General features: G+C 71.9%; 16 protein-coding genes. 13 read left to right on the forward strand and 3 right to left on the reverse strand.

Translation table 11 applies throughout. The features are described from left to right. Positions 1-2: 2 nt before the first annotated feature. Positions 3-1,244: a TIR-like protein FxsC gene (locus tag ACGGAQ_RS17495; RefSeq protein ID WP_393050200.1), complete on the reverse strand. Its 1,242-nt coding sequence runs from the start codon at positions 1,242-1,244 to the stop codon at positions 3-5. Positions 1,245-1,377: 133 nt separating this feature from the next. Here ACGGAQ_RS17495 and ACGGAQ_RS17500 point away from each other — a divergent pair, with 133 nt between their 5' ends. Further along, positions 1,378-2,700 (forward strand): flavin monoamine oxidase family protein, encoded by a 1,323-nt coding sequence (locus tag ACGGAQ_RS17500; protein WP_393050201.1) that lies wholly within the window; start codon positions 1,378-1,380, stop codon positions 2,698-2,700. A 111-nt stretch (positions 2,701-2,811) separates the two neighbouring features. On the opposite strand, the gene ACGGAQ_RS17505 is transcribed toward ACGGAQ_RS17500, so the two are convergent. Both ACGGAQ_RS17505 and ACGGAQ_RS17510 read right to left on the reverse strand, forming a co-directional pair. Further along, complete coding sequence (locus ACGGAQ_RS17505) at positions 2,812-5,451, reverse strand: discoidin domain-containing protein (protein ID WP_393050204.1); 2,640 nt, start codon at positions 5,449-5,451, stop codon at positions 2,812-2,814. Between the two features lie 227 nt (positions 5,452-5,678). Then, the gene (locus ACGGAQ_RS17510) at positions 5,679-6,881 is read right to left on the reverse strand and encodes an ROK family protein (RefSeq protein ID WP_393050206.1); all 1,203 of its coding nucleotides are present in this window, start codon (positions 6,879-6,881) and stop codon (positions 5,679-5,681) included. A 237-nt stretch (positions 6,882-7,118) separates the two neighbouring features. On the opposite strand from ACGGAQ_RS17510, the gene ACGGAQ_RS17515 reads away from it, so the two are divergent. The 12 genes from ACGGAQ_RS17515 (at position 7,119) to ACGGAQ_RS17570 (ending at position 19,735) form a co-directional block, all read left to right on the forward strand. Then, positions 7,119-8,417 carry an ABC transporter substrate-binding protein gene (locus ACGGAQ_RS17515; RefSeq protein WP_393050209.1) on the forward strand — a complete coding sequence of 433 codons (1,299 nt, stop codon included), beginning with the start codon at positions 7,119-7,121 and terminating at the stop codon, positions 8,415-8,417. 70 nt (positions 8,418-8,487) lie between these two features. Then, positions 8,488-9,480, forward strand: a complete 993-nt coding sequence (locus ACGGAQ_RS17520) for a carbohydrate ABC transporter permease (protein ID WP_393050212.1) — start codon at positions 8,488-8,490, stop codon at positions 9,478-9,480. Then, positions 9,473-10,312 (forward strand): carbohydrate ABC transporter permease, encoded by an 840-nt coding sequence (locus tag ACGGAQ_RS17525; protein ID WP_393050215.1) that lies wholly within the window; start codon positions 9,473-9,475, stop codon positions 10,310-10,312. The genes ACGGAQ_RS17520 and ACGGAQ_RS17525 overlap by 8 nt, the downstream gene beginning before the upstream one ends. 29 nt (positions 10,313-10,341) lie before the next feature. Continuing rightward, the gene (locus ACGGAQ_RS17530) at positions 10,342-11,727 is read left to right on the forward strand and encodes a GH1 family beta-glucosidase (protein ID WP_393050218.1); all 1,386 of its coding nucleotides are present in this window, start codon (positions 10,342-10,344) and stop codon (positions 11,725-11,727) included. A gap of 159 nt (positions 11,728-11,886) precedes the next feature. Further along, positions 11,887-12,384: a 2Fe-2S iron-sulfur cluster-binding protein gene (locus tag ACGGAQ_RS17535; protein WP_393050425.1), complete on the forward strand. Its 498-nt coding sequence runs from the start codon at positions 11,887-11,889 to the stop codon at positions 12,382-12,384. After that, positions 12,381-13,364 (forward strand): FAD binding domain-containing protein, encoded by a 984-nt coding sequence (locus ACGGAQ_RS17540; RefSeq protein ID WP_393050221.1) that lies wholly within the window; start codon positions 12,381-12,383, stop codon positions 13,362-13,364. The genes ACGGAQ_RS17535 and ACGGAQ_RS17540 overlap by 4 nt, the downstream gene beginning before the upstream one ends. After that, the gene (locus ACGGAQ_RS17545) at positions 13,361-15,451 is read left to right on the forward strand and encodes a xanthine dehydrogenase family protein molybdopterin-binding subunit (RefSeq protein WP_393050224.1); all 2,091 of its coding nucleotides are present in this window, start codon (positions 13,361-13,363) and stop codon (positions 15,449-15,451) included. Before ACGGAQ_RS17540 ends, ACGGAQ_RS17545 begins: the two co-directional genes overlap by 4 nt. A gap of 28 nt (positions 15,452-15,479) precedes the next feature. After that, complete coding sequence (locus tag ACGGAQ_RS17550; protein WP_393050225.1) at positions 15,480-15,845, forward strand: ArsR/SmtB family transcription factor; 366 nt, start codon at positions 15,480-15,482, stop codon at positions 15,843-15,845. Further along, positions 15,845-16,486 (forward strand): SRPBCC family protein, encoded by a 642-nt coding sequence (locus ACGGAQ_RS17555; RefSeq protein ID WP_393050228.1) that lies wholly within the window; start codon positions 15,845-15,847, stop codon positions 16,484-16,486. The genes ACGGAQ_RS17550 and ACGGAQ_RS17555 overlap by 1 nt, the downstream gene beginning before the upstream one ends. A gap of 181 nt (positions 16,487-16,667) precedes the next feature. Next, complete coding sequence (locus ACGGAQ_RS17560) at positions 16,668-18,854, forward strand: EAL domain-containing protein (RefSeq protein WP_393050231.1); 2,187 nt, start codon at positions 16,668-16,670, stop codon at positions 18,852-18,854. Further along, positions 18,847-19,170 (forward strand): hypothetical protein, encoded by a 324-nt coding sequence (locus tag ACGGAQ_RS17565; RefSeq protein WP_354862166.1) that lies wholly within the window; start codon positions 18,847-18,849, stop codon positions 19,168-19,170. The genes ACGGAQ_RS17560 and ACGGAQ_RS17565 overlap by 8 nt, the downstream gene beginning before the upstream one ends. Positions 19,171-19,219: 49 nt before the next feature. Next, a complete protein-coding gene (locus ACGGAQ_RS17570) occupies positions 19,220-19,735 on the forward strand; it encodes an NUDIX domain-containing protein (protein WP_393050234.1) in 516 nt (171 codons plus the stop codon). Positions 19,736-19,747 lie beyond the last annotated feature (12 nt).

Here is a 19,747-nt window from a genome sequence, read left to right on the forward strand (position 1 = left end):
CCCTAGGGACCTTCGAGGATCGGGCGAAGACCGGAGCCGTCGGTGGGCGGCTCCTGGTAGACCGTGCCCGTGCGGTAGATCCGACCCTGCTCGACCACCAGCACGTCCTCCAGTTCCTCCTGGAAGCGTGCGGAGGTCGCGATCTCGGTGCGCCACACGTCGCGGGTGTTGTGCAGCACGTGATGCGGGAGCACCCGGGCCAGGGTGTCCCACATCTTGCGGTTGCCGCCGGCAGCCGCGTCGTCGGCGGCCGTCCACGGCACCAGCACCGGCGCCCGGGGCGAGTTCACGTCACGGTCGTAGGCGATCAGGCTGACCTGGTAGCGCGGCAGGTCGGCGGACCAGACGTCGACCACCAGTACGACGATCTGGTTGTGCGCCCGCGCCCACTCCCGGACCGCGGCCAGCTCCTCGGCGTCCTCCACCGTCCAGCCGTAGCTCTTGGTGGTGGCGATGGCCCCGGCCCAGCTGCCGATCGGCACCTCCAGCTCGGGCCGGTACGGCCGCCAGTCCCGCGAGACCGCGCCGTAGCGGTCCTCCGCGCCGGGCCGGCTGCCGGCCATCTCGGCGGAGCTGCCGGCGACCAGCACGATGTGCACGTGCCGGGCACTGGTGGCCCGCTGCGCCGCCGTCGACACGCTCGGGCCGTGGTGCGCCTGCTGCCGCGCCGGCCGGTCGAAGGCACTGGTCACCTTGGACAGCACGGGGCGCTGCGCCGGCCGGTGCAGGGTGTGGTCGCGGGCGGTCTGCACGATGTGCCGGGCGAGCGCGTCGACGAAGTCCTTGTAATCGTCCTCGTGCCGTTTGCGCTGCTTGAGGGTGAGCAGGCCGTCCTGGGCGTAGGCGGTGCCGGTATGGAAGTTGCGGTACTGGAAGGCGGCGACCGCCGTGGGCAGCCGGTCACACGGAAGCCACTGCACCGGCACGATCGCCGGCGGACGAACGTGGAACTGCCGCTCGTGCTCGTCGATCCGGTCGGCGAAGACCTGGAACTCCCGACCGCAGTAGTCGCTGACGACGTACCGCGGCGAGGTGAGCGCGACCAGGCAGGCGCTGGTGGACAACGCGTCGGACAGGGTGTCCGGCCAGGTGCTGCCGAGCGGGATGTGCCCGTCGATGAACCCCGCCTCGTCCCAGTGCAGGGCAGCCAGCCCGGCCACCGCCTCGCTGAGATCGACGAAGAACTCGTGTATCTGGCTGTTGCGGTTGTCCTCCTGGGCGTAACTCAGGAAAAAGAGTGGCACGCCCGCCTCCGCTCACGGGTTCCACGACCGGTAGGCACAGTATAGGACCGTCGATGCCACCCCACCCGGACCGCGATCATCGCCGCGGGCCCGCGAAGAGTCATATGCCCGACGCTTTGGGGTAGACCGTGCCGTGTCCGAGGGCGTCCGGGTCGTCGTGGTCGGCGCCGGCTTCTCCGGTCTCGCCGCCGCGGCGGCGCTGCACCGGGCCGGCGCGCGCGTGCGGGTGCTCGAGGCCCGCGACCGCGTCGGCGGGCGGGTGCTGACCCGGTGGCTGCCCGACGGGACCCAGCTCGACCTGGGGGCCCAGTGGATCGGCCCGACCCAGGACCGGATGTACGCGCTGGTCGCCGAGCACGGGCTGGTCACCTTCGCCTCGGCGGCGCTCGGCGCGTCCACTCTGCTGTGGTCCGGCGAGCGGCGACCCGACCCTCCGGCGCAGGTCGCCCGGGTGCTCGGGCTGCTCGACGAGTACGCCGCCGTCCTGGACCCGGCCGAGCCGTGGCGGGCGCCGGAGGCCGCACGGTGGGACGCGACGACGCTCGGCGGCTGGCTGCGCGCCACGGCCGGGGACGCCGACACGGCCGACTACCTGGGACGGCTGCTCGCCGGCGGGCTACTGGCCACCGCCGCGGACGAGCTGTCCCTGCTGCACCTGCTGTTCTACCTGCGCAGCGCCGGCGGCACCGGGCCCCTGCTGAGCATGGCCGGCGGCGCGCAGCAGGACCGGATCGTGGGCGGTCCGCCGGCGCTGGCCGAGCGGATGGCGGCCGGGCTGCCACCGGAGACGCTGCGGCTGGGCGCCGCGGTGCACACGATCCGGCAGGACGCGGGCGGGGTGACGGTGTGCACCGACGCCGGGCCCGTCGACGGCGACGCAGTGGTGGTCGCGCTGGCGCCGGCGCTGGCCGGCCGGATCCGGTACGACCCGCCGCTCCCGGCGCTGCGCGACGGCCTGACGCAGCGGATGCCGATGGGGTCGGCGTGGAAGGTGCACGCCGTCTACGCCGAGCCGTTCTGGCGTGCCGATGGGCGCTCCGGCGTGTCCACCAGCAGCGCCGGGCCGCTCACCGAGACGGTGGACAACTCCACCCCGACCTCGCCGCGCGGCGTGCTGACCGGGTTCAGCTACGCCGGCGACGCCGCCGCGCTGCGGGAGATGTCCCCGGCGCGGCGGCGCGAGTGCGTGCTGGACGCGTTCGCCGCCGTGGTCGGGCCGCGCGCGGCTGATCCGGTGGCGCTTGTCGAGTACGACTGGTCGGCCGACGAGTGGACGCGGGGCTGTTTCGGCGGCGTGCTGACTCCGGGGGCGTGGCGCACGTACGGGCCGCGGCTGCGGGCGCCGGTTGGGCGGGTGCACTGGGCGGGCACCGAGACGGCGACCCGGTGGGCCGGCTATCTGGAGGGCGCGGTACGCGCGGGCGAACGCGCGGCGGCCGAGGTGCTGGCGTACTGAGGCAAGGACCGTGGCCGGCCCGGTCTTCGGCGGGACCGGGCCGGCCCGGCCCTCGGTGCCACCCGCGCCAGCCCGGTCACGTGTGCGAGCGGGCCGGCGCGGGCGCCCCGGTCAGGGGTAGGTGGTCAGGTACACCTGCTGGGTGGCCGCGTTCGCGGTCCCGCCGGCGTTGTTGATCACCCGGTTGATGGTGCCGACACCCCCGAGCGAGACGGTCACCATGTTGGTGAACCGCACATTCGAGTTGGTGGGCGCCTCGATGGCCCGGTCCGCGACGACGGCCGGGTTGACGTTGAAGTAGCAGTAGCTGCCCAGGCCCCACGCCCCGTGGCTGGTGACCGAGTCGGCCACCTTGTACGCGGCGTACCCCCGGGTCGACCCGTTCATCCAGGCAGCCTGGTTGGGCGGGTCGTACGGCATCTCGTTCTGGTAGAAGTACGTCCGCCCACCGTTGCCGTTCCAGACGGTCTGGTACTTCTGGTAGTGCTCGACGAAGAGGCCGTACATGGTGACGTTGTCGCCGTTGACGGTCAGTCCGGTGTCGGCGGTGTTCAGCGTCCACCCGGTCGGTACGCCGCTGGCGGCGTGGTCGGCCCGCCACAGCCACATGTGGTCACCGATCACGTTGTCGCTGTTGACGGTCAGCGTGTTGGTGGCCTTGCCGACGTGCGGCCCGCCGATGCGGAAGAACACGTCGTGCAGCGAGGTCGGGTTCGTGGCGTGGCTCGCCGCCGAGCCGGACGGCCCGACCTCCATGAGCACCGGCGAGTTGGTCGTGCCGGCCTCGAACATCAGGCCGGCGACCTTGACGCCGTCCACATCGGCCACCCGCATCCCCACGCTGCCGTTGTCGGCCTGGATGGTGGCCAGGCCGAGGCCGAGGACGACCGTGTCGGCCCGGTTGACCTGGATCGGCTCGGTCACGTGGTGCACGCCTGGGGTGAAGAGCAGGTGCCGGCCCTGGGCGAGGGCCGCGTTGATGGTGGCCGCGCTGGTGCCGGGCTGGACGACGAAGAACTGCGACAGCGAGATCGACGAGCCGGCCGGGGTCTTGTTGTACCAGCTGGTGCCGGTGGAGTTGGTGCGCAGGGCGGGCACGAAGACCCGGTACTCGCCGCTGCCGTCGACGTACAGGAACGGCTTCTCCCGCACCTGCGGGGTCTGTGCGATGACCGTGTGCGACGGGTTGGGGAAGCTCGGCGCCGGGGCGCCGACGACGCCCTGGAAGACCATGTTCCACACCGAGCCGGTCCAGCCGTTGCCGAACTCGCTGTTGCGGGAGTACCACTGCTGCTGCGAGCCGGAGACGACCAGGCCGTCGATGCGGGTGTCGGCCAGCAGGCCGCCGCTGGACCAGCCGTCGCCGCCGTTCCAGAGCTGGATCTGGTTCTGCGCGCCGCGCAGGTGCATCCGCCGGTACGGCGCGGCCTGCGACACCGCCCAGCGCTCCACGGTCTGCCCGGCGGGCAGGGTGACCGAGAGGTTCTCCGCGGCCCGCCAGAAGTTCTGGGTGGCGTTGCCGCCCATCCAGAAGGCCTCGGTGCGGACGTGGCCGTTGAGGTTGACGTCGTCGGGGCTCATGCCGAGCCCGGCGACCTGGGTGAAGAAGCCGAGGTTGACGTCGGCGGTGTAGGTGCCCGGCTTGAACAGCACGGCGTAGCGCTGCGGGCCGAACTGGTTGGTCTCCTGCTGGGTGAAGAGGGTGTTCAGTCGACTCTGGATGGTCGACGTCGGCGTGCTCGGGTCGAAGACGTACGTGTTCGGCCCGAGGTTGGGGTTGTACGGGTCGGTGGTGCCGACCGGGGGCTCGGTGGTGCCGCCGCCGGTCGTGTTCACCGCCAGCTCCCACAGTGAGTAGCCGTAGGCGGTGCCCCGGGCGGTGCCGTACACGCGCAGGTAGCGGCCACTGCCGGTGACGGTGAGGCTCTGCGTGCCGCCGGTGGCCGTCGTGGTCGAGTAGATGGTGGTCCAGGTGGACCCGTCCGCGGAGGTCTGGAGCTGGAAGGCCCGGGCGTACGCGGCCTCCCAGGTGAGCGTCACCCGGCAGATCGTGCGGGTGCTGCCGAGGTCGACGCGCAGCCACTGCGGGTCGCTGGCGGCGCTGGCCCAGCGGGTGCCGGTGTTGCCGTCGACGGCGGCGGACGCCGGGGTGCCGGCGTTCTCGGTGGACGAGGCGGTCGCCGGGCTGCCCTGGGCGACGTTGGTGCTGCCGCAGGTGGAGGTGCCGCCGTCGGTCTCGCCGTAGACCTGGAACTCCCAGAGCGAGTAGCCGTAGCCGGTGCCCCGGGCGGTGCCGTACATGCGCACGTACCGGCCGGCGCCGGTGACGGTGAGGTTCTGGGTGCCGCCCGCGCCGGTGGTGGTCGAGTAGATCGTGGTCCAGGTGGCCGCGTCGTCGGAGGTCTGGAGCTGGAAGGCACGGCCGTAGGCGCCCTCCCAGAGCAGGTTGACCTGGCTGATGGTGGCCCGCGCGCCCAGGTCGACCTGGAGCCACTGGGGGTCGCTGAAGGCGCTGGCCCAGCGGGTGCCGGTGTTGCCGTCGACAGCAGCCGACGCGGGGGTGCCGGCGTTCTCGGTGGACGAGGCGGTCGCCGGGCGTCCCTGCGACAGCAGGGTGGGGGCGGCCTGCGCCGGGGCGGTGGCCACGGCCGGGGTCAGGGCCGCCACCAGGGCCACGGCGACTCCGGCGAGGAGGTGCCGGACGGTCCGCCGCCGGGGACGCGGGCGTACGGATGTAGCACGAGATGTCATGACATCGCCTGTCGATAGGGCGTTACGGACGCCGGGGGTGGGGGATCGGTCTTCGCCCGTGGTGCCGTGGGTGGTGCCGCCGATGCGACGCCGCGGGGGGATGAGAGCGCTCTCGTAGGAGTGTTGCGGCGAGGTTGCGACGGAGTCAAGACATCGATCTATAACTTCGTTATTTATCCCGAGGATCGGTTTTGTGTAATTCCCAACCCCCACCCCCGTCCCCCAGGTCAGGTGCGGCGGACGCCACCTTCGGTGAGGAAGCGGGCGATGGGGAGGGTGGCCGCTCCCAGGGCCACCGCGTCCACGCCGAGGCGGCACAGCTCGATCGACGCCTGCTCGTACGGCTGGCGCAGCGCCTGCCGACCGGCGGCCTCCCGCACGGCCGGCAGCAGGTCGCCCAGCGCCATCGCCGCCCATCCACCGAGGACGACCCGCTCCGGGTTGAACAGGTTGATCAGGTTGGCCACCCCCGCGCCGAGGTAGCCGGCGGTGTCGTCCAGCACCCGGCGGGCGGTGGCCGACGACCCGGCGGCGGTGACCAGCGCGGCGAGCTGCGACTCCTCGTCCTCGCCCGGCACGGCGCGACCCCGACGCGCCTCGCGGTAACGGTCGATGATCGCCTCCGCCCCCACGTACGCCTCCAGGCAGCCGCGCGCGCCGCACCGGCAGGCCCGGCCGCCGTACACCAGGGTGGTGTGCCCCCACTCCCCCGCGCTGCTGGACGCGCCCCGGTAGGTGGCGCCGTTGGTCACCACGGCCGCTCCCACGCCGGAGCCGACAAGCGCGAAGACGGCGTGCCGGGCGCCGCGCCCGGCGCCGAACCACATCTCGGCCTGGCCGAGGGTCTTCGCCCCGTTGTCGATGTGCAGCGGCAGGTCGGTGCCGGCGCCGATGAGGCGCTCCAGCGGGACCCGGTCCCAGCCGAGCGCCTGGGCGTGTACGACGGCCTCGACGCCCTGCTCGACCACGCCGGAGACGCCGATACCGACGCCGAGCACGTCGGCGGTGGCCACCCGGGCCTTCCCGGTAACGACCTCGATGCCGGCCAGCACGTGCCCGGCCACCACGTCGGGCTCGGTGCGCGCCGGGTCGAGCGGGTACTCGATGCTGGCGAGCAGGGTCATCGCGAAGTCGAACAGCTCGACCCGGACCCGGGTCTCGCCGACGTCGACGCCGATCACGAAGGCGTACCGGGGTGCGACCCGCAGCAGCATGCTGGGGCGGCCGCCGTCGGACTCGGCGGCGCCGGCCTCGGCCACGATGCCCTCGTCGATCAGGTCGGCCACCACGTTGCTCACCGCCGGCTGGCTCAGCCCGGTGCTGCGCACCAGGTCCTGCCGGGTGAGCGGGGCGTCCAGGAAGAGCTTCGTCAGCAGGGCGGACCGGTTGCGCAGCCGGACGCTCCGGTTGGTGGCACGCGCCAGCTCCACTCGTCACCTCGTTCCCGTCGGCCGTAGGTGGCGACTGTAACCGCACCGTGCTTGACGACCCACCTGCCAGCAACTTTAATGACGACATTCATTAAGCCGTGATGTAACTCCCGGGAAACGCCGACGGACCCCCGACGGCGCATCCGGAGAAACCCCGTCCGCAGCCGGCAACCGTCGCCGCACCCCTATCGACGACGGCGGTCGGCGGACCCCCACCACGCACCGGAAGGGCTGACCGTGTCGAGACGACACCTCGGGATATTCACCGCCGCCGTACTGGCCGCCGCATCGCTGACCGCCTGTGGCGGCTCCGGCGACGACTCCGCCGCATCGCCCAAGACCCTCACCTACTGGGCCAGCAACCAGGGCGCCAGCCTGGAGGCCGACAAGGCCACCCTCCAGCCCGAGCTGGACAAGTTCGAGAAGCAGACCGGCATCAAGGTCAACGTCGAGGTGGTCCCCTGGTCGGACTTGCTCAACCGGCTGCTCGCCGCCGCCACCTCGGGCAAGGGCCCGGACGTGGTGAACATCGGCAACACCTGGTCGGCGTCGCTGCAGGCCACCGGCGCGCTCGTCGAGTTCGACGACGCCACCCTGCAGGCCGTGGGCGGCAAGGACCGGATCGTGCCCGCCGCGCTCGCCGCCGCCGGCGCCCCCGGCAAGCCGCCGGCCGCCGTGCCGCTCTACTCCATGGCGTACAGCCTGTACTACAACAAGAAGGCGTTCGCCGACGCCGGCATCACCGCCCCGCCGACCACCTGGGAGCAGCTCGCCGAGGACGGCAAGAAGCTCACCAAGGGTGGCAAATGGGGCCTGGCGATCGAGGGCGCCAACCCGTCCGAGAACGCGCACCACGCCTTCACCTTCAGCCAGCAGTACGGCGGCGAGTGGTTCGACTCAGCCGGCAAGCCGACCTTCGACACCCCGCAGAACGTCTCGGCCATCAAGCGCTACATCGACTTCATGGCCGCTGACAAGATCACCAACCCGAGCAACGCCGAGTACGCGCAGAACCAGTCCGTCTCCGACTTCGCCAACGGCAAGGCCGCCATGCTGCTCTGGCAGTCCGCCGGCTCGAACCTCAAGACCCAGAACATGCCCGCCGACGCGTACGGGGTGGCCCCGGTGCCGTTCCTGGCCAGCCCGCCGGCCGGTGGCAAGAAGGTCAACAGCATGGTCGCCGGCATCAACATGGCGGTCTTCAAGCACACCAAGAACAAGGACGGCGCGCTGAGCTTCGTCAAGTTCATGACCAGCGACGAGGAGCAGACGCTCCTCAACAAGACGTACGGCTCGCTGCCGGCGGTGAAGACCGCGGGCGCCGACCCGGCGTTCACCGCCCCGGAGCAGAAGAACATCCAGGAGACGCTGGTCACCACCGCCGCCCCGCTGCCGCAGGTGCCCGACGAGAGCACCTTCGAGACCCTGGTCGGCACCGCGATGAAGGAGTTGTTCGCCGACGCGGCGAGCGGCAAGCCGGTCACCGAGCAGTCGGTGAAGGCGAAGCTGACCGACGCGCAGCAGAAGATGCGCTGACCCACGCAGCGCCGGTGGCCGTGGTCGGGCGACGAGCCCGGCCACGGCCACCGCCTCCGAGAGGACCCCGATGGCAACCAGCACCACCGCGCCGAACGCCGACCGGCGCGTACCCCGGGCCGGGTCACCCGCCCGGGGGGCCGCCCGCCGGCCGCGCGGCCCCCGCCGCTCGCTCCTGCCGTACCTGCTGCTCGCCCCGGCCATCGTGCTGGAACTCGCCATCCACGTGATCCCGATGGTGGTCGGGGTCTGGATGAGCCTGCTGGAGCTGACCCAGTTCCACATCCGGGACTGGTCCACCGCGCCCTTCGTCGGGCTGGAGAACTACCGGGCCACGCTCGATTTCAACAGCGCCGCCGGCAAGGAGCTGCTGCACTCGTTCTGGGTGACGCTGGTCTACAGCGTGCTCTCGGTCGGGTTCGCCTGGCTGCTCGGCATCGCGGCGGCCGTCGTGCTGCAGAAGCCGTTTCGTGGGCGGGCCATCCTGCGGGCGCTGTTCCTCACCCCGTACGCCCTGCCGGTCTACACCGCCGTGATCACCTGGAGCTTTCTGCTGCAGCGCGACACCGGCCTGGTCAACCACGTGCTCGTCGACCAGCTCGGGCTGCTGAACGAGCGGCCGTTCTGGCTGATCGGCGACAACAGCTTCTGGTCGCTGCTGGTGGTGTCGGTCTGGCGCAACTGGCCGTTCGCGTTCCTCTGCCTGATGGCCGGCCTGCAGAACGTGCCGGGCGAGCTGTACGAGGCCGCCGCGATCGACGGCGCGGGATTCTGGCGCCGACTGCGCTCGGTCACCCTGCCCATGCTGCGGCCGGTGAACCTGGTGCTGCTGCTGGTGCTGTTCCTCTGGACGTTCAACGACTTCAACACCCCGTTCGTGCTCTTCGGCGGCTCCGCGCCCGAGCAGGCGGACCTGATCTCCATCCACATCTACCGCAGCTCCTTCAAGACCTGGGACTTCGGGTCGGGCTCGGCGATGTCGGTGGCGCTGCTGCTGTTCCTGATGATCGTCTCGGCCGCCTACCTGCTGATCACCAACCGTCGGAGGGACGACCATGCGTGAGACCGCCGGTGAGCGCTGGGGCCGGCGCATCGTGCTGACCCTGCTCACCCTCTTCGTCGTCATCCCGCTCTACGTGATGGTCACCTCCGCGGCGAAACCGCTGCGGGACGTGCAGAACGGCTTCACCTGGTGGCCCAGCCGGCCCACGCTGCAACCGTTCGTGGACATGTGGAGCACCGTGCCGCTGGCCCGCTACCTGGTGAACAGCCTCGTGGTGTCGAGCGTCGCGGCGGTCTGCTCGGTGGCGGTGGCGATCTTCGCGGCGTTCGCGGTCAGCCGGTACCGCTTCCGTGGTCGGGGCGTCTTCACGGTGACGGTGCTGTCCACGCAGATGTTCCCCGGCATCCTGTTCCTGCTGCCGCTGTTCCTCATCTACGTCAACCTGGGCAACGCCACAGGCATCGAGCTGTACGCCAGCCGCACCGGCCTGATCATCACGTACCTGACCTTCTCGCTGCCGTTCTCGATCTGGATGCTGGTCGGCTACTTCGACTCGATCCCGCGCGGGCTGGACGAGGCGGCTCAGGTCGACGGCGCCGGGGCGCTGCGCACCCTGTTCCAGGTCATCCTGCCGGCCGCCGTGCCCGGCGTGGTCGCGGTGACCGTGTACGCGTTCATGACCGCCTGGGGTGAGGTGCTGTTCGCCTCCGTGATGACCGATGAGGGCAGCCGCACCCTGGCCGTCGGCCTGCAGGGCTACTCCACCCAGTTCAACGTCTACTGGAACCAGATCATGGCCGCCTCGCTGGTGGTCAGCATCCCGGTCGTCGCCGGGTTCCTGGCCCTGCAGCGGTATTTCGTCGCCGGCCTCACCGCCGGTGCCGTCAAGTGAGTCACCCCATCCCAGAGGAGAGCCTTCCCGTGCCCGACCTGTCCAAGCTGCCACCCGACTTCCTCTGGGGCGTCGCCACGGCGGCGTACCAGATCGAGGGGGCCGTCGACGTCGACGGCCGGGCGCCGTCCATCTGGGACACCTTCTCGGCGATCCCCGGCAACGTCGACAACGGCGACACCGGCGCGGTGGCCTGCGACCACTACCACCGGTGGCCGGAGGATCTCGCGTTGCTGCGCCGGCTCGGCGTGGACGCGTACCGTTTCTCGGTGGCCTGGCCCCGGGTGATGCCCGACGGCGTCGGGCGGGTCAACCCCGCCGGGCTGGACTTCTACGACCGGCTGGTGGACACGCTGCTCGCCGACGGGGTCCGGCCGTTCGTCACGCTCTACCACTGGGACCTGCCGCAGGTTCTCCAGGATCGTGGCGGTTGGCCGGAGCGCGCCACCGCCGAGGCGTTCGCCGACTACGCGGCAGTGGTCGCCGGCCGCCTCGGCGACCGCGTGGCCGACTGGTGCACGGTCAACGAGCCGCTCTGCGTGTGCTGGATCGGGCACCTGGACGGGAACATGGCCCCCGGCGAGCGGGACCTGACCCGCGCCGTGCACGCCTCGCACCACGTGCTGCTCGGGCACGGGCTGGCCACGCAGGCGATCCGGGCGAACGCCACCCGGCCGGCGTCGGTCGGTCTGGTGCTCAACCTCAGCCCGATCGAGCCGGCGACCGACCGACCCGAGGACGTCGCGGCGGCCCGGCGGGCCGACGGGCACGTCAACCGCTGGTGGCTGGACCCGATCCACGGGCGCGGCTACCCCGCCGACATGATCGACACGTACGGGGTCGAGCCTCCGGTGCGCGGTGACGACCTGGCGGTGATCGCCACGCCGACCGACTTCCTCGGGGTGAACTACTACTTCCGTCAACTGGTCGTCGACGACCCGACCGGCCCGGCGCCGTACGCGAAGCAGGTGCCGGTGCCCGGCTCGGTGGAGACCGCCATGGGCTGGGAGATGTACCCGGCCGGCCTGGAGCGGCTGCTGGTCGACGTGCACGAGGAGTACCGGCCGGCCCGGATCATCGTCACCGAGAGCGGCTCGGCGTGGCACGACGAGGTCACCGCCGACGGCACGGTCGAGGACAAGGAACGCACCGACCACCTGGAGCAGCACCTGGCGGCGTGCGCGTCGGCGGTGGCCCGGGGGGTGCCGCTGGACGGCTACTTCGTGTGGTCGCTGCTGGACAACTTCGAGTGGGCGTACGGCTACGACAAGCGCTTCGGGCTGGTGCACGTCGACTACGCCACCCAGCGGCGGACGGTGAAGGCGAGCGGCCTGCGCTACGCGGAGCTGATCCGCGCCCACCGACACCTCGCCCGCGCCACCGACGCCGCCGACGCCGCCGCACCGGTGGCCTGAGCCCGCAGGCCCCGGGCGCCGCAGCCGGCGGCGCCCGGGGCGCACCACGATGGGGCTCTGTGCGTAATTCGCCCACTTATGTGCCACTGCCGCTAGTCTGGGCCGGTGCGGGGCGGACCGGAGAACGAGACGACGACCGACGAGCGTCACTCGTCCCGGGTGGCGTTCGAGGTCAACGGCGACCGCCGTGAGCTGACGCTGGACAACCGCACCACCCTGCTCGACGCGCTGCGCGAGCACCTGGGCCTGACCGGGGCGAAGAAGGGCTGCGACCACGGCCAGTGCGGCTCCTGCACGGTGCTGCTGGACGGTCGGCGGGCGAAGAGCTGTCTCGTCTTCACGGTCACGGTGGACGGCCGCTCGGTGCTGACCGTCGAAGGGCTCGCCGGTTCGGACGACCTGTCCCCGTTGCAGGCCGCGTTCGTCGCACACGACGCGTTCCAGTGCGGCTACTGCACCCCGGGCCAGCTCTGCTCCGCCCGGGGCATGCTCGACGAGGTCGCCCAGGGCTGGCCCAGCGCGGTCACCGACGACCTCGACGCGCCGCCCGAGCTGACCGATGCCGAGATCCGGGAGCGGATGGCCGGCAACCTCTGCCGCTGCGCCGCGTACCCGCACATCGTCGCGGCGATCCGCGAGACGGCGACCGCGCCGTGAGGCCGTTCCGCTACCACCGGCCGGCCGACGTGGCCGACGCCGTCGCCGTGCTGGCCGGCGAGCCGCACGCGGCGTACCTGGGCGGCGGGACCAACCTGGTGGACCTCATGAAGCTCGGGGTGCAGCGGCCCGAGCTGCTGGTGGACGTGACCCGGCTGCCGCTGGACACGGTCGAGGAGCTGCCCGACGGTGGGCTGCGCATCGGCGCGACCGTGCGCAACAGCGACCTCGCCGCCCACCCGGCGGTTCGCCGCGACTATCCGGTGCTGGCCCGCGCCCTGCTCGCCGCCGCGTCCGGTCAGCTGCGCAACCTGGCCACCACCGGCGGCAACCTGTTGCAGCGCACCCGCTGCGTCTACTTCCAGGACACCGGCAAGGCGTGCAACAAGCGCGACCCGGGCACCGGCTGCGCGGCCCTGCACGGGCAGAACCGCGACCTCGCCGTGCTGGACTGGTCCGAACAGTGCGTGGCCACCCACCCGTCGGACCTGGCGGTCGCCCTCGCCGCGCTGGACGCCGTGGTGGAGGTGCACGAGGCCGACGGTCCCCGCGACGTCCCGCTCGCCGCGCTGTACCGCTCCCCCGGCACGCATCCGGAGCGGGAGACGACCCTGGCGCGTGGCGCGCTGATCACCGCCGTACGGCTGCCCGCGTTGCCGGCCGCGCGCCGCTCGGCGTACCTCAAGGTGCGCGACCGGGCGTCGTTCGCCTTCGCGGCCGGCTCGGTGGCCGCGGTCCTCGACCTCGACGGCGACGTGGTCCGCGACGTCCGCCTGGCGTACGGGGCGGTGGCGCACCGGCCGTGGCGGGCGTACCGGGCCGAGGAGGAGCTGCGCGGTCGACTGTTCAGCCCGGAGCTGGCGGCGCGGGCCGCCGACGCCGAGTTGACCGAGGCTCGGCCGCTGCGGCACAACGGGTTCAAGCTGCCGTTGACCCGGGCCATCACGGTGCGGGTGCTCAGCGAGTTGGCGGCCTCGTGAGCACCGGCGCGGTCGGTCAGGCGCATCCCCGGCTGGAGGGTCGGGAGAAGGTCACCGGCACGGCCCGGTACGCGGTGGAGTACCCGGTGGACGGCGTCACGTACGGCTGGGCGGTGCCGGCGGCCGTGGTCCGGGGCCGGATCACCCGCGTCGACACCGACGAGGCGCTGGCGTCGCCCGGCGTGCTCGCCGTACTGCACCACGGCAACGCGCCCCGGATCGCGCCCGGCCCGCAGCCGGAGCTGTGGTTGTTGCAGGAGCCGGCGGTGCACCACCGGGGGCAGTTCGTCGCGGTGGTGGTGGGCACCAGCCTGGAGGCGGCCCGCGAGGGCGCCCGACTGGTGCGGATCGACTACGACGCCGGCCCGCACAGCACCGTGCTCACCGACGACCACCCCGGCCTGTACCGGCCGGAGCACGTCAATCCCAGCTATCCGACGGACACCGCCGAGGGGGACTTCGACGCCGGGTACGCCGCCGCGCCGGTACGGGTCGACGCCACCTACCGGACACCGGCGTACCACAACAATCCGATGGAACCGCACGCCACGACGGCACGGTGGCACGACGGACGGCTGCTGGTGCACGACTCCAACCAGGGCGCCGCGACCGTACAGGCCACCCTCGCCGAGATGTTCGGGGTGTCCAAGCAGTCGGTCCGGGTCGTCGCGGAGCACGTCGGCGGCGGCTTCGGCAGCAAGGGTTTCGCCAAGGCCGCCGTCGTCCTCGCCACGCTCGCCGCGCGGCACGTGGACCGCCCGGTCAAGCTGGCGCTCACCCGCCAGCAACTGTTCGGGCCGATCGGCTACCGCACCCCCACCATCCAACGGGTCCGCCTCGCCTGCGACGGCGACGGCCGGCTCACCGCGGTCTGTCACGACGCGATCAGCCAGACCTCGACCATCCGGGAGTTCGCCGAGCAGCTCGCCGTCTACACCCGCAGCATGTACGCGGCGCCGCACCGACGCACCACCCACCGGCTGGTCCGCCTCGACGTGCCCACGCCGTTCTGGATGCGCGCCCCCGGCGAGTGCCCCGGCGCGTACGCCCTGGAGTCGGCGATGGACGAGCTCGCCATCGCCGTCGGCGTCGACCCGGTGGAGTTGCGGATCCGCAACGACGCCCCGGTCGACCCCGACCAGGGGGAGCCGTTCACCAGCCGCAATCTGGTGGCCTGCCTGCGCGAGGGGGCGCAGCGGTTCGGCTGGACCGGCCGGGATCCCACGCCCCGGGCCCGGCGCGACGGGCGGTGGCTGATCGGCACCGGCGTGGCCGGGTCGAGCTACCCGGCCCGGGCCAGACCGTCGTCGGCGGTGGCCACCGCCCGGCCCGACGGCACCTTTCTGGTACGGATCGACGCCACCGACATCGGCACCGGCGCCAGGACGGCGCTCTGGCAGGTGGCCGCCGACGCGCTGGGGGTGCCGCCCGAGCGGGTCGAGATCCGCATCGGTGACAGCGACCTCCCGGTGGCGCCACTGGCGGGGGGCTCGATGGGCACCGCCTCGTGGAGCTGGGCCGTGATCCGGGCCTGCGAGGCGTTGCGCGGCAAGCTGCGCGAGGGCGCGGCGCCGGGTACCGAGGTCAGCGCCGAGGCGGACACCACCGACGAGGTGGGCGGGCAGCCCGAGCGGCCCCGGTACGCGTACGGGGCGCAGTTCGTCGAGGTACGGGTGGACGCGGACACCGGCGAGGTGCGGGTGAACCGGATGCTCGGGGTGTTCGCCGCCGGACGGGTGGTGAACCCGACGACGGCGCGCAGTCAGCTGATCGGCGGCATGACGATGGGGCTGTCGATGGCGCTGCACGAGGAGGGCCTGCTCGACGAGCGCTACGGCGACTGGGTCAACCACGACCTGGCCACGTACCACATCACCGGCTGCGCGGACGTCGAGGCCATCGACGCGTACTGGCTGGACGAGCGGGACGACGAGCTGAATCCGGCCGGGGTGAAGGGCGTCGGCGAGATCGGCATCGTCGGCACCGCGGCGGCGGTCGCCAACGCCGTCCACCACGCCACCGGCGTCCGCATCCGGGACCTGCCCATCCGGTTGGACAAGCTGCTCGAAGTTTCAGGCTTGGCTTAAATAAGCCAGAGGTGATACAACTGTCGCCGTGCACGCCTTCGACGTGCTGGGCGATCCGGTCCGGCGCCGCATCCTGGAACTGCTCGCCGACGGCGAGCGGACCGCGGGCGCGGTCAGCGCGGTCATCCGCGACGAGTTCGGCATCTCCCAGCCCGCCGTGTCACAGCACCTCAAAGTGTTGCGGGACAACGGCTTCGCCACGGTGCGGCCAGAGGGCGCCCGGCGGCTGTACGCGGTCGACCCACGCCCGTTGCGCGAGGTCGACGGCTGGTTGGAGCACTTCCGCCGGTTCTGGGCGCCACCCCTGGCGGCACTCGCCACCGAGCTGGCCCGGGGCCGACGCGAGCGTCGCCTACGCGGGCCCGCCGACCCACCCAAGGAGAGGAACACCTGATGTTCGACGCGACCGAGCAGATCAACGCCGTCCAGCGGCAGGTCGGCAGCCGCACCCTGGCCGCGGGCGAGGCCCGGGTGACCACGATCAGCCAGACCTACCAGGCGACGGCCGAGGACCTGTGGGACGCCTGCACCAACGCCGAGCGCATCCCCCGCTGGTTCCTGCCGATCAGCGGCGACCTGCGGCTGCACGGCACGTACCAGCTCCAGGGCAACGCCCACGGCACCATCGAGAGCTGCGAGCCTCCGCACCGCTTCACCGCCACCTGGGAGATGGGCGGCGAGGTGAGCTGGATCGAGGTGCGGGTCACGCCGGTCGGCGACGAGCGGGCCCGCCTCGACCTGGACCACATCGCGCACGTCGACCAGGACCGGTGGGCACAGTTCGGGCCGGGCGCGGTCGGCGTCGGCTGGGACCTGGGCCTGCTCGGTCTTGCTACCTACCTCTCCGGCGACGGCAGCGGCGTCCGGCCGGAGGACAGCGCCGAGTGGGTCGCCTCCGCCGAGGGACGACGCGCCATGGAGCTGAGCAGCCAGCTGTGGTGCGAGGCGAGCATCGCCGCCGGCACCGACGCCGACGAGGCCAAGGCGGCCGCCGAGCGCACCACCGCCTTCTACACCGGCGCCCCGCAAGCCTGAGCGGCTCCGACGAGGGCGGCGGGCCCGCCTGCCGCCGTCGTCCGGCGCACCCGATGAGAACCTGACGTGAATCCGACTCATCGGTTGGATCAGCGGCCTCTCCTAGATCCGGTAGGGTCACGCAAAGCGTTGCTGTGCTGTCGCAACGTAGTTGCCCACTGGATCACCTGGGGGTGCTGTGATGAGCCGACGGTGGGCGATCCTGATCGGAGCCAACGCTTGCGGGTATGACGTCAACCTGCCCAGCCTGCGCTATGCGGAGGACGATGCGCGGGCGGTACGGGCGGTGCTGTTGGACGAGCGGATCGGCACGTTCGACGACGGCGACGTCGACCTGTTCATCGGCGAGGGCGCCAACTGGCGCCAGATCAAGGCCCGGCTGCGCGAGCGGGTGCTGGAGTCGCGCCCCTCCGACGTGCTGCTGGTCTACTTCGCCGGTCACGCCCTCGTGCCGGAATGGGGCACGCAGTCCGACGCGTACCTGGTGACGGCGGACCTGGAGGCCGACGGGCTGCGCCGCGAGCCGGACAACGGACTGCGGATGGCGTTCCTCAAGCGGGACGTCTTCGAGGCGTTCGCCGGCACCTCGTTCCTGATCCTCGACTGCTGCCATGCGGGCGTCTACCTGGACTCGGAGCTGCGACACACCGAGGCGATGCAGACGTACCGCACCCAGGTCGACCGGCACAGCGCCCTGCTGGCGTGCCCGAGCGGCGCCGCGGCCCGGGAGAGCGAGGAGCACCGGCAGGGTGTGCTCACCCACCAACTGCTGCGGGCGTTGCGCGGCGAGGCCGCCGACCCCAGCGGGAAGGTCTCCTTCGCTCAGATGGCCACCTTCGTCGCCGAGCAGGGCATCCACCCCGCACCCGGGCAGCTCGTCCACATGTGGGGCCCGACCACAGTGCTCACCCAGCCGCCGGTGTCCCGCCACGAGCGGCAGTCACTGACGGCCCCGGTCAACTCCGGCACGATCCGGCCCTGCAAGAACCCACTCGACGACCTGTCCAGCTCGATCACCCAGCTGCTCGGGCGGGTGTTCCGCTCGCAGTCTCGTCCGCCGCGTTCCGCCCAACAGGCGGGGCACGCCGAACGGGTCGAGGTGATCCGGTACGCCCTGGAAGCGGATTCGGTCGCGGTGGTGGAATCCAGCCCCACGGGTATCGGCCAGGTCACCTCCACGGCCCGGTTCAACAAGGAGGAGTTGCGACCGCTGCTCGAACTGAGCGCCGCGGACACGACCCTGGTCCGCACCTCCTCCCCCGGGCATGTGGTGGCCGACGACGCTGGCCGACGGATCCTCTGCGTCCCCTTGTCCCAGGAGAACAGCCGAAACCTCACCCTCGCGGTGGTCGATCCCGCCCTCGCCGCACTGGACATGGGCGAGCCGTTGGCCACCATGCTGCGGGCCATCTGGAACTCCGATGTCCGCGACGACCCGGTGCACGCCGAGATGCAGGTGCTCACCGCCCTGCGCTCGGCCTACGGCCGGCTGCCGGTGGATCTGTACTCGCACGCCTTCAGCCTGTACCAGAAGCTGATCGAGTCACTGACCATGGTGTTCCAGCCGGTGATGTCGCTGGACCGGCGGCCCGCCGGGGTGGGCATCCACAGCTACGAGGCGCTGGCGAGGCGGCTGGAGACCGACGTGCGCGCGCCGGTCGCGGCCCTTCAGATGGCCTACGCCTGGGGTGACCGCTTCGTCATCGAACGCGACGCGCTGCTGCTGGCCAAGGCGATCGACTCGTACGCCGAGGCGGACGTCGCGTCCGTCTTCGACGTCACCAAGCCGATCTCGGTCAACGTCGCGGTCCGCTCGCTGCTCAGCGACGCCTACATCGCCCAGGTGCGCACGGCGATCATGGAAGCCAATCTGGATCCGCGCACCGTCACGCTGGAGATCTCCGAGCAGGACCCGATCCAGCCCAATCCCGGCGAGGTGTGGCCTCAGGAGCCGCTGACGTATTTCCATCGTCGACTGACCAGCCTGGCCCGTGACCTGGAAATCAGCTTCGCGGTGGACGACTTCGGGGTCGGCTACTCGTCACTCGCCCGGATGGCCGAGCTTCCGTTGACCCAGATCAAAGTGGACCGGGCCGTCCTGCACCACCCGCTGGCCGTCGAGGAACTGGACCTGGTGACCCGGGTCGCCCGCTACGCCAGCGACCTCGGACACGCGCCGAACCCACGCGCCGTCATCGTGGAGGGCTTCGACGAGCAGGCGCCGGTGACCCTCAAGCAGATTTACGACCTGCGGATCCGGCACGTACAGGGCTTCATCTGCGGGGAGACCGCGTCGACGTCCCTGCGTCCGCTCGGCCAGAGCGTCCGGGACCGGATCGCCGCGATGGTGAGGGGTGAGGATGACTAGCGTTCGACTGTTGCTACCGCCCGAGGTCGTCGCCGAGCTGCGCCTGCCACACGAGGGCGTTCGGGACGCGGGCGCCCTGACCCTGGCCATCGAAGGAATCAGCGTCCTGGCGAATCTGGCCACGCTGGCCACCCTGCAACCACAGGCCGAGGCGCTGGTCTCTGCCATCCGAGGTTGGCGGCTGCGCGATCCCCGCCCGACGGTGACGCTGACCGCGCGAGGCCCCGGCCTGGACCTCACCATCGAGCTGCCGCGCAACGTGAGCCGGGCGCAGCTGCTCGACCAACTGCGCCCGTTGCTCGACCGGGACGACTGAGCCTCGGGCGGCGCGTCGATCCGATCGGGCCCGGGTAACGTGCTGCGTCATGACCGGCACGCCATACTCGCACTGCTCCTACTGCGGCGCCGCGTACCCGACGGCGGCCCGATGGCCGCGGGTCTGCGCGGTCTGCGGCGAGACCGTCTGGCGTAACCCGCTGCCCGTCGCGGTGGCGGTGCTCCCGGTCCGCACCGCCGAGGGCCTCGGGGTGGTGGTCGTCCGCCGGGACATCGAACCGGCCCGCGGGCTGCTCGCGCTGCCCGGCGGCTTCATCGAGTACGGCGAGGAGTGGTCCGACGCGCTCGTGCGTGAGCTGCGGGAGGAGACCGGGCTCGTGGCGGCGGCCGAGGACGCCCAGCTTTTCGCCGTGCACGGCGCCCCGGCGGGCGGCACCATGATGGTCTTCGGGGTGCTGCCCGAGCGGGCCGTCGAGGACCTGCCGCCGTCGGCGCCGACGGAGGAGGCCACCGAGTGGCTGGTGCTCACCGACCCGGTCGAGCTGGCGTTCTCCACCCACACCCGGGTCCTCGCGGACTTCCTCACCCGCCACCACGCCGCCTGACGGCACGGCGGG

This window comes from Micromonospora sp. NPDC047557 (assembly GCF_043205095.1).
Taxonomy (GTDB): domain Bacteria; phylum Actinomycetota; class Actinomycetes; order Mycobacteriales; family Micromonosporaceae; genus Micromonospora.

Excerpts from the sequence above, each read along its gene's own strand:
- ACGGAQ_RS17555 (WP_393050228.1), top strand. The coding sequence starts at position 15,845 with ATGTTCGACGCGACCGAGCAGATCAACGCCGTCCAGCGGCAGGTCGGC.
- ACGGAQ_RS17565 (WP_354862166.1), top strand. The coding sequence starts at position 18,847 with ATGACTAGCGTTCGACTGTTGCTACCGCCCGAGGTCGTCGCCGAGCTG.
- ACGGAQ_RS17570 (WP_393050234.1), top strand. The coding sequence starts at position 19,220 with ATGACCGGCACGCCATACTCGCACTGCTCCTACTGCGGCGCCGCGTAC.
- ACGGAQ_RS17520 (WP_393050212.1), top strand. The coding sequence starts at position 8,488 with ATGGCAACCAGCACCACCGCGCCGAACGCCGACCGGCGCGTACCCCGG.
- ACGGAQ_RS17525 (WP_393050215.1), top strand. The coding sequence starts at position 9,473 with ATGCGTGAGACCGCCGGTGAGCGCTGGGGCCGGCGCATCGTGCTGACC.
- ACGGAQ_RS17505 (WP_393050204.1), bottom strand. The coding sequence starts at position 5,451 with ATGACATCTCGTGCTACATCCGTACGCCCGCGTCCCCGGCGGCGGACC.
- ACGGAQ_RS17560 (WP_393050231.1), top strand. The coding sequence starts at position 16,668 with ATGAGCCGACGGTGGGCGATCCTGATCGGAGCCAACGCTTGCGGGTAT.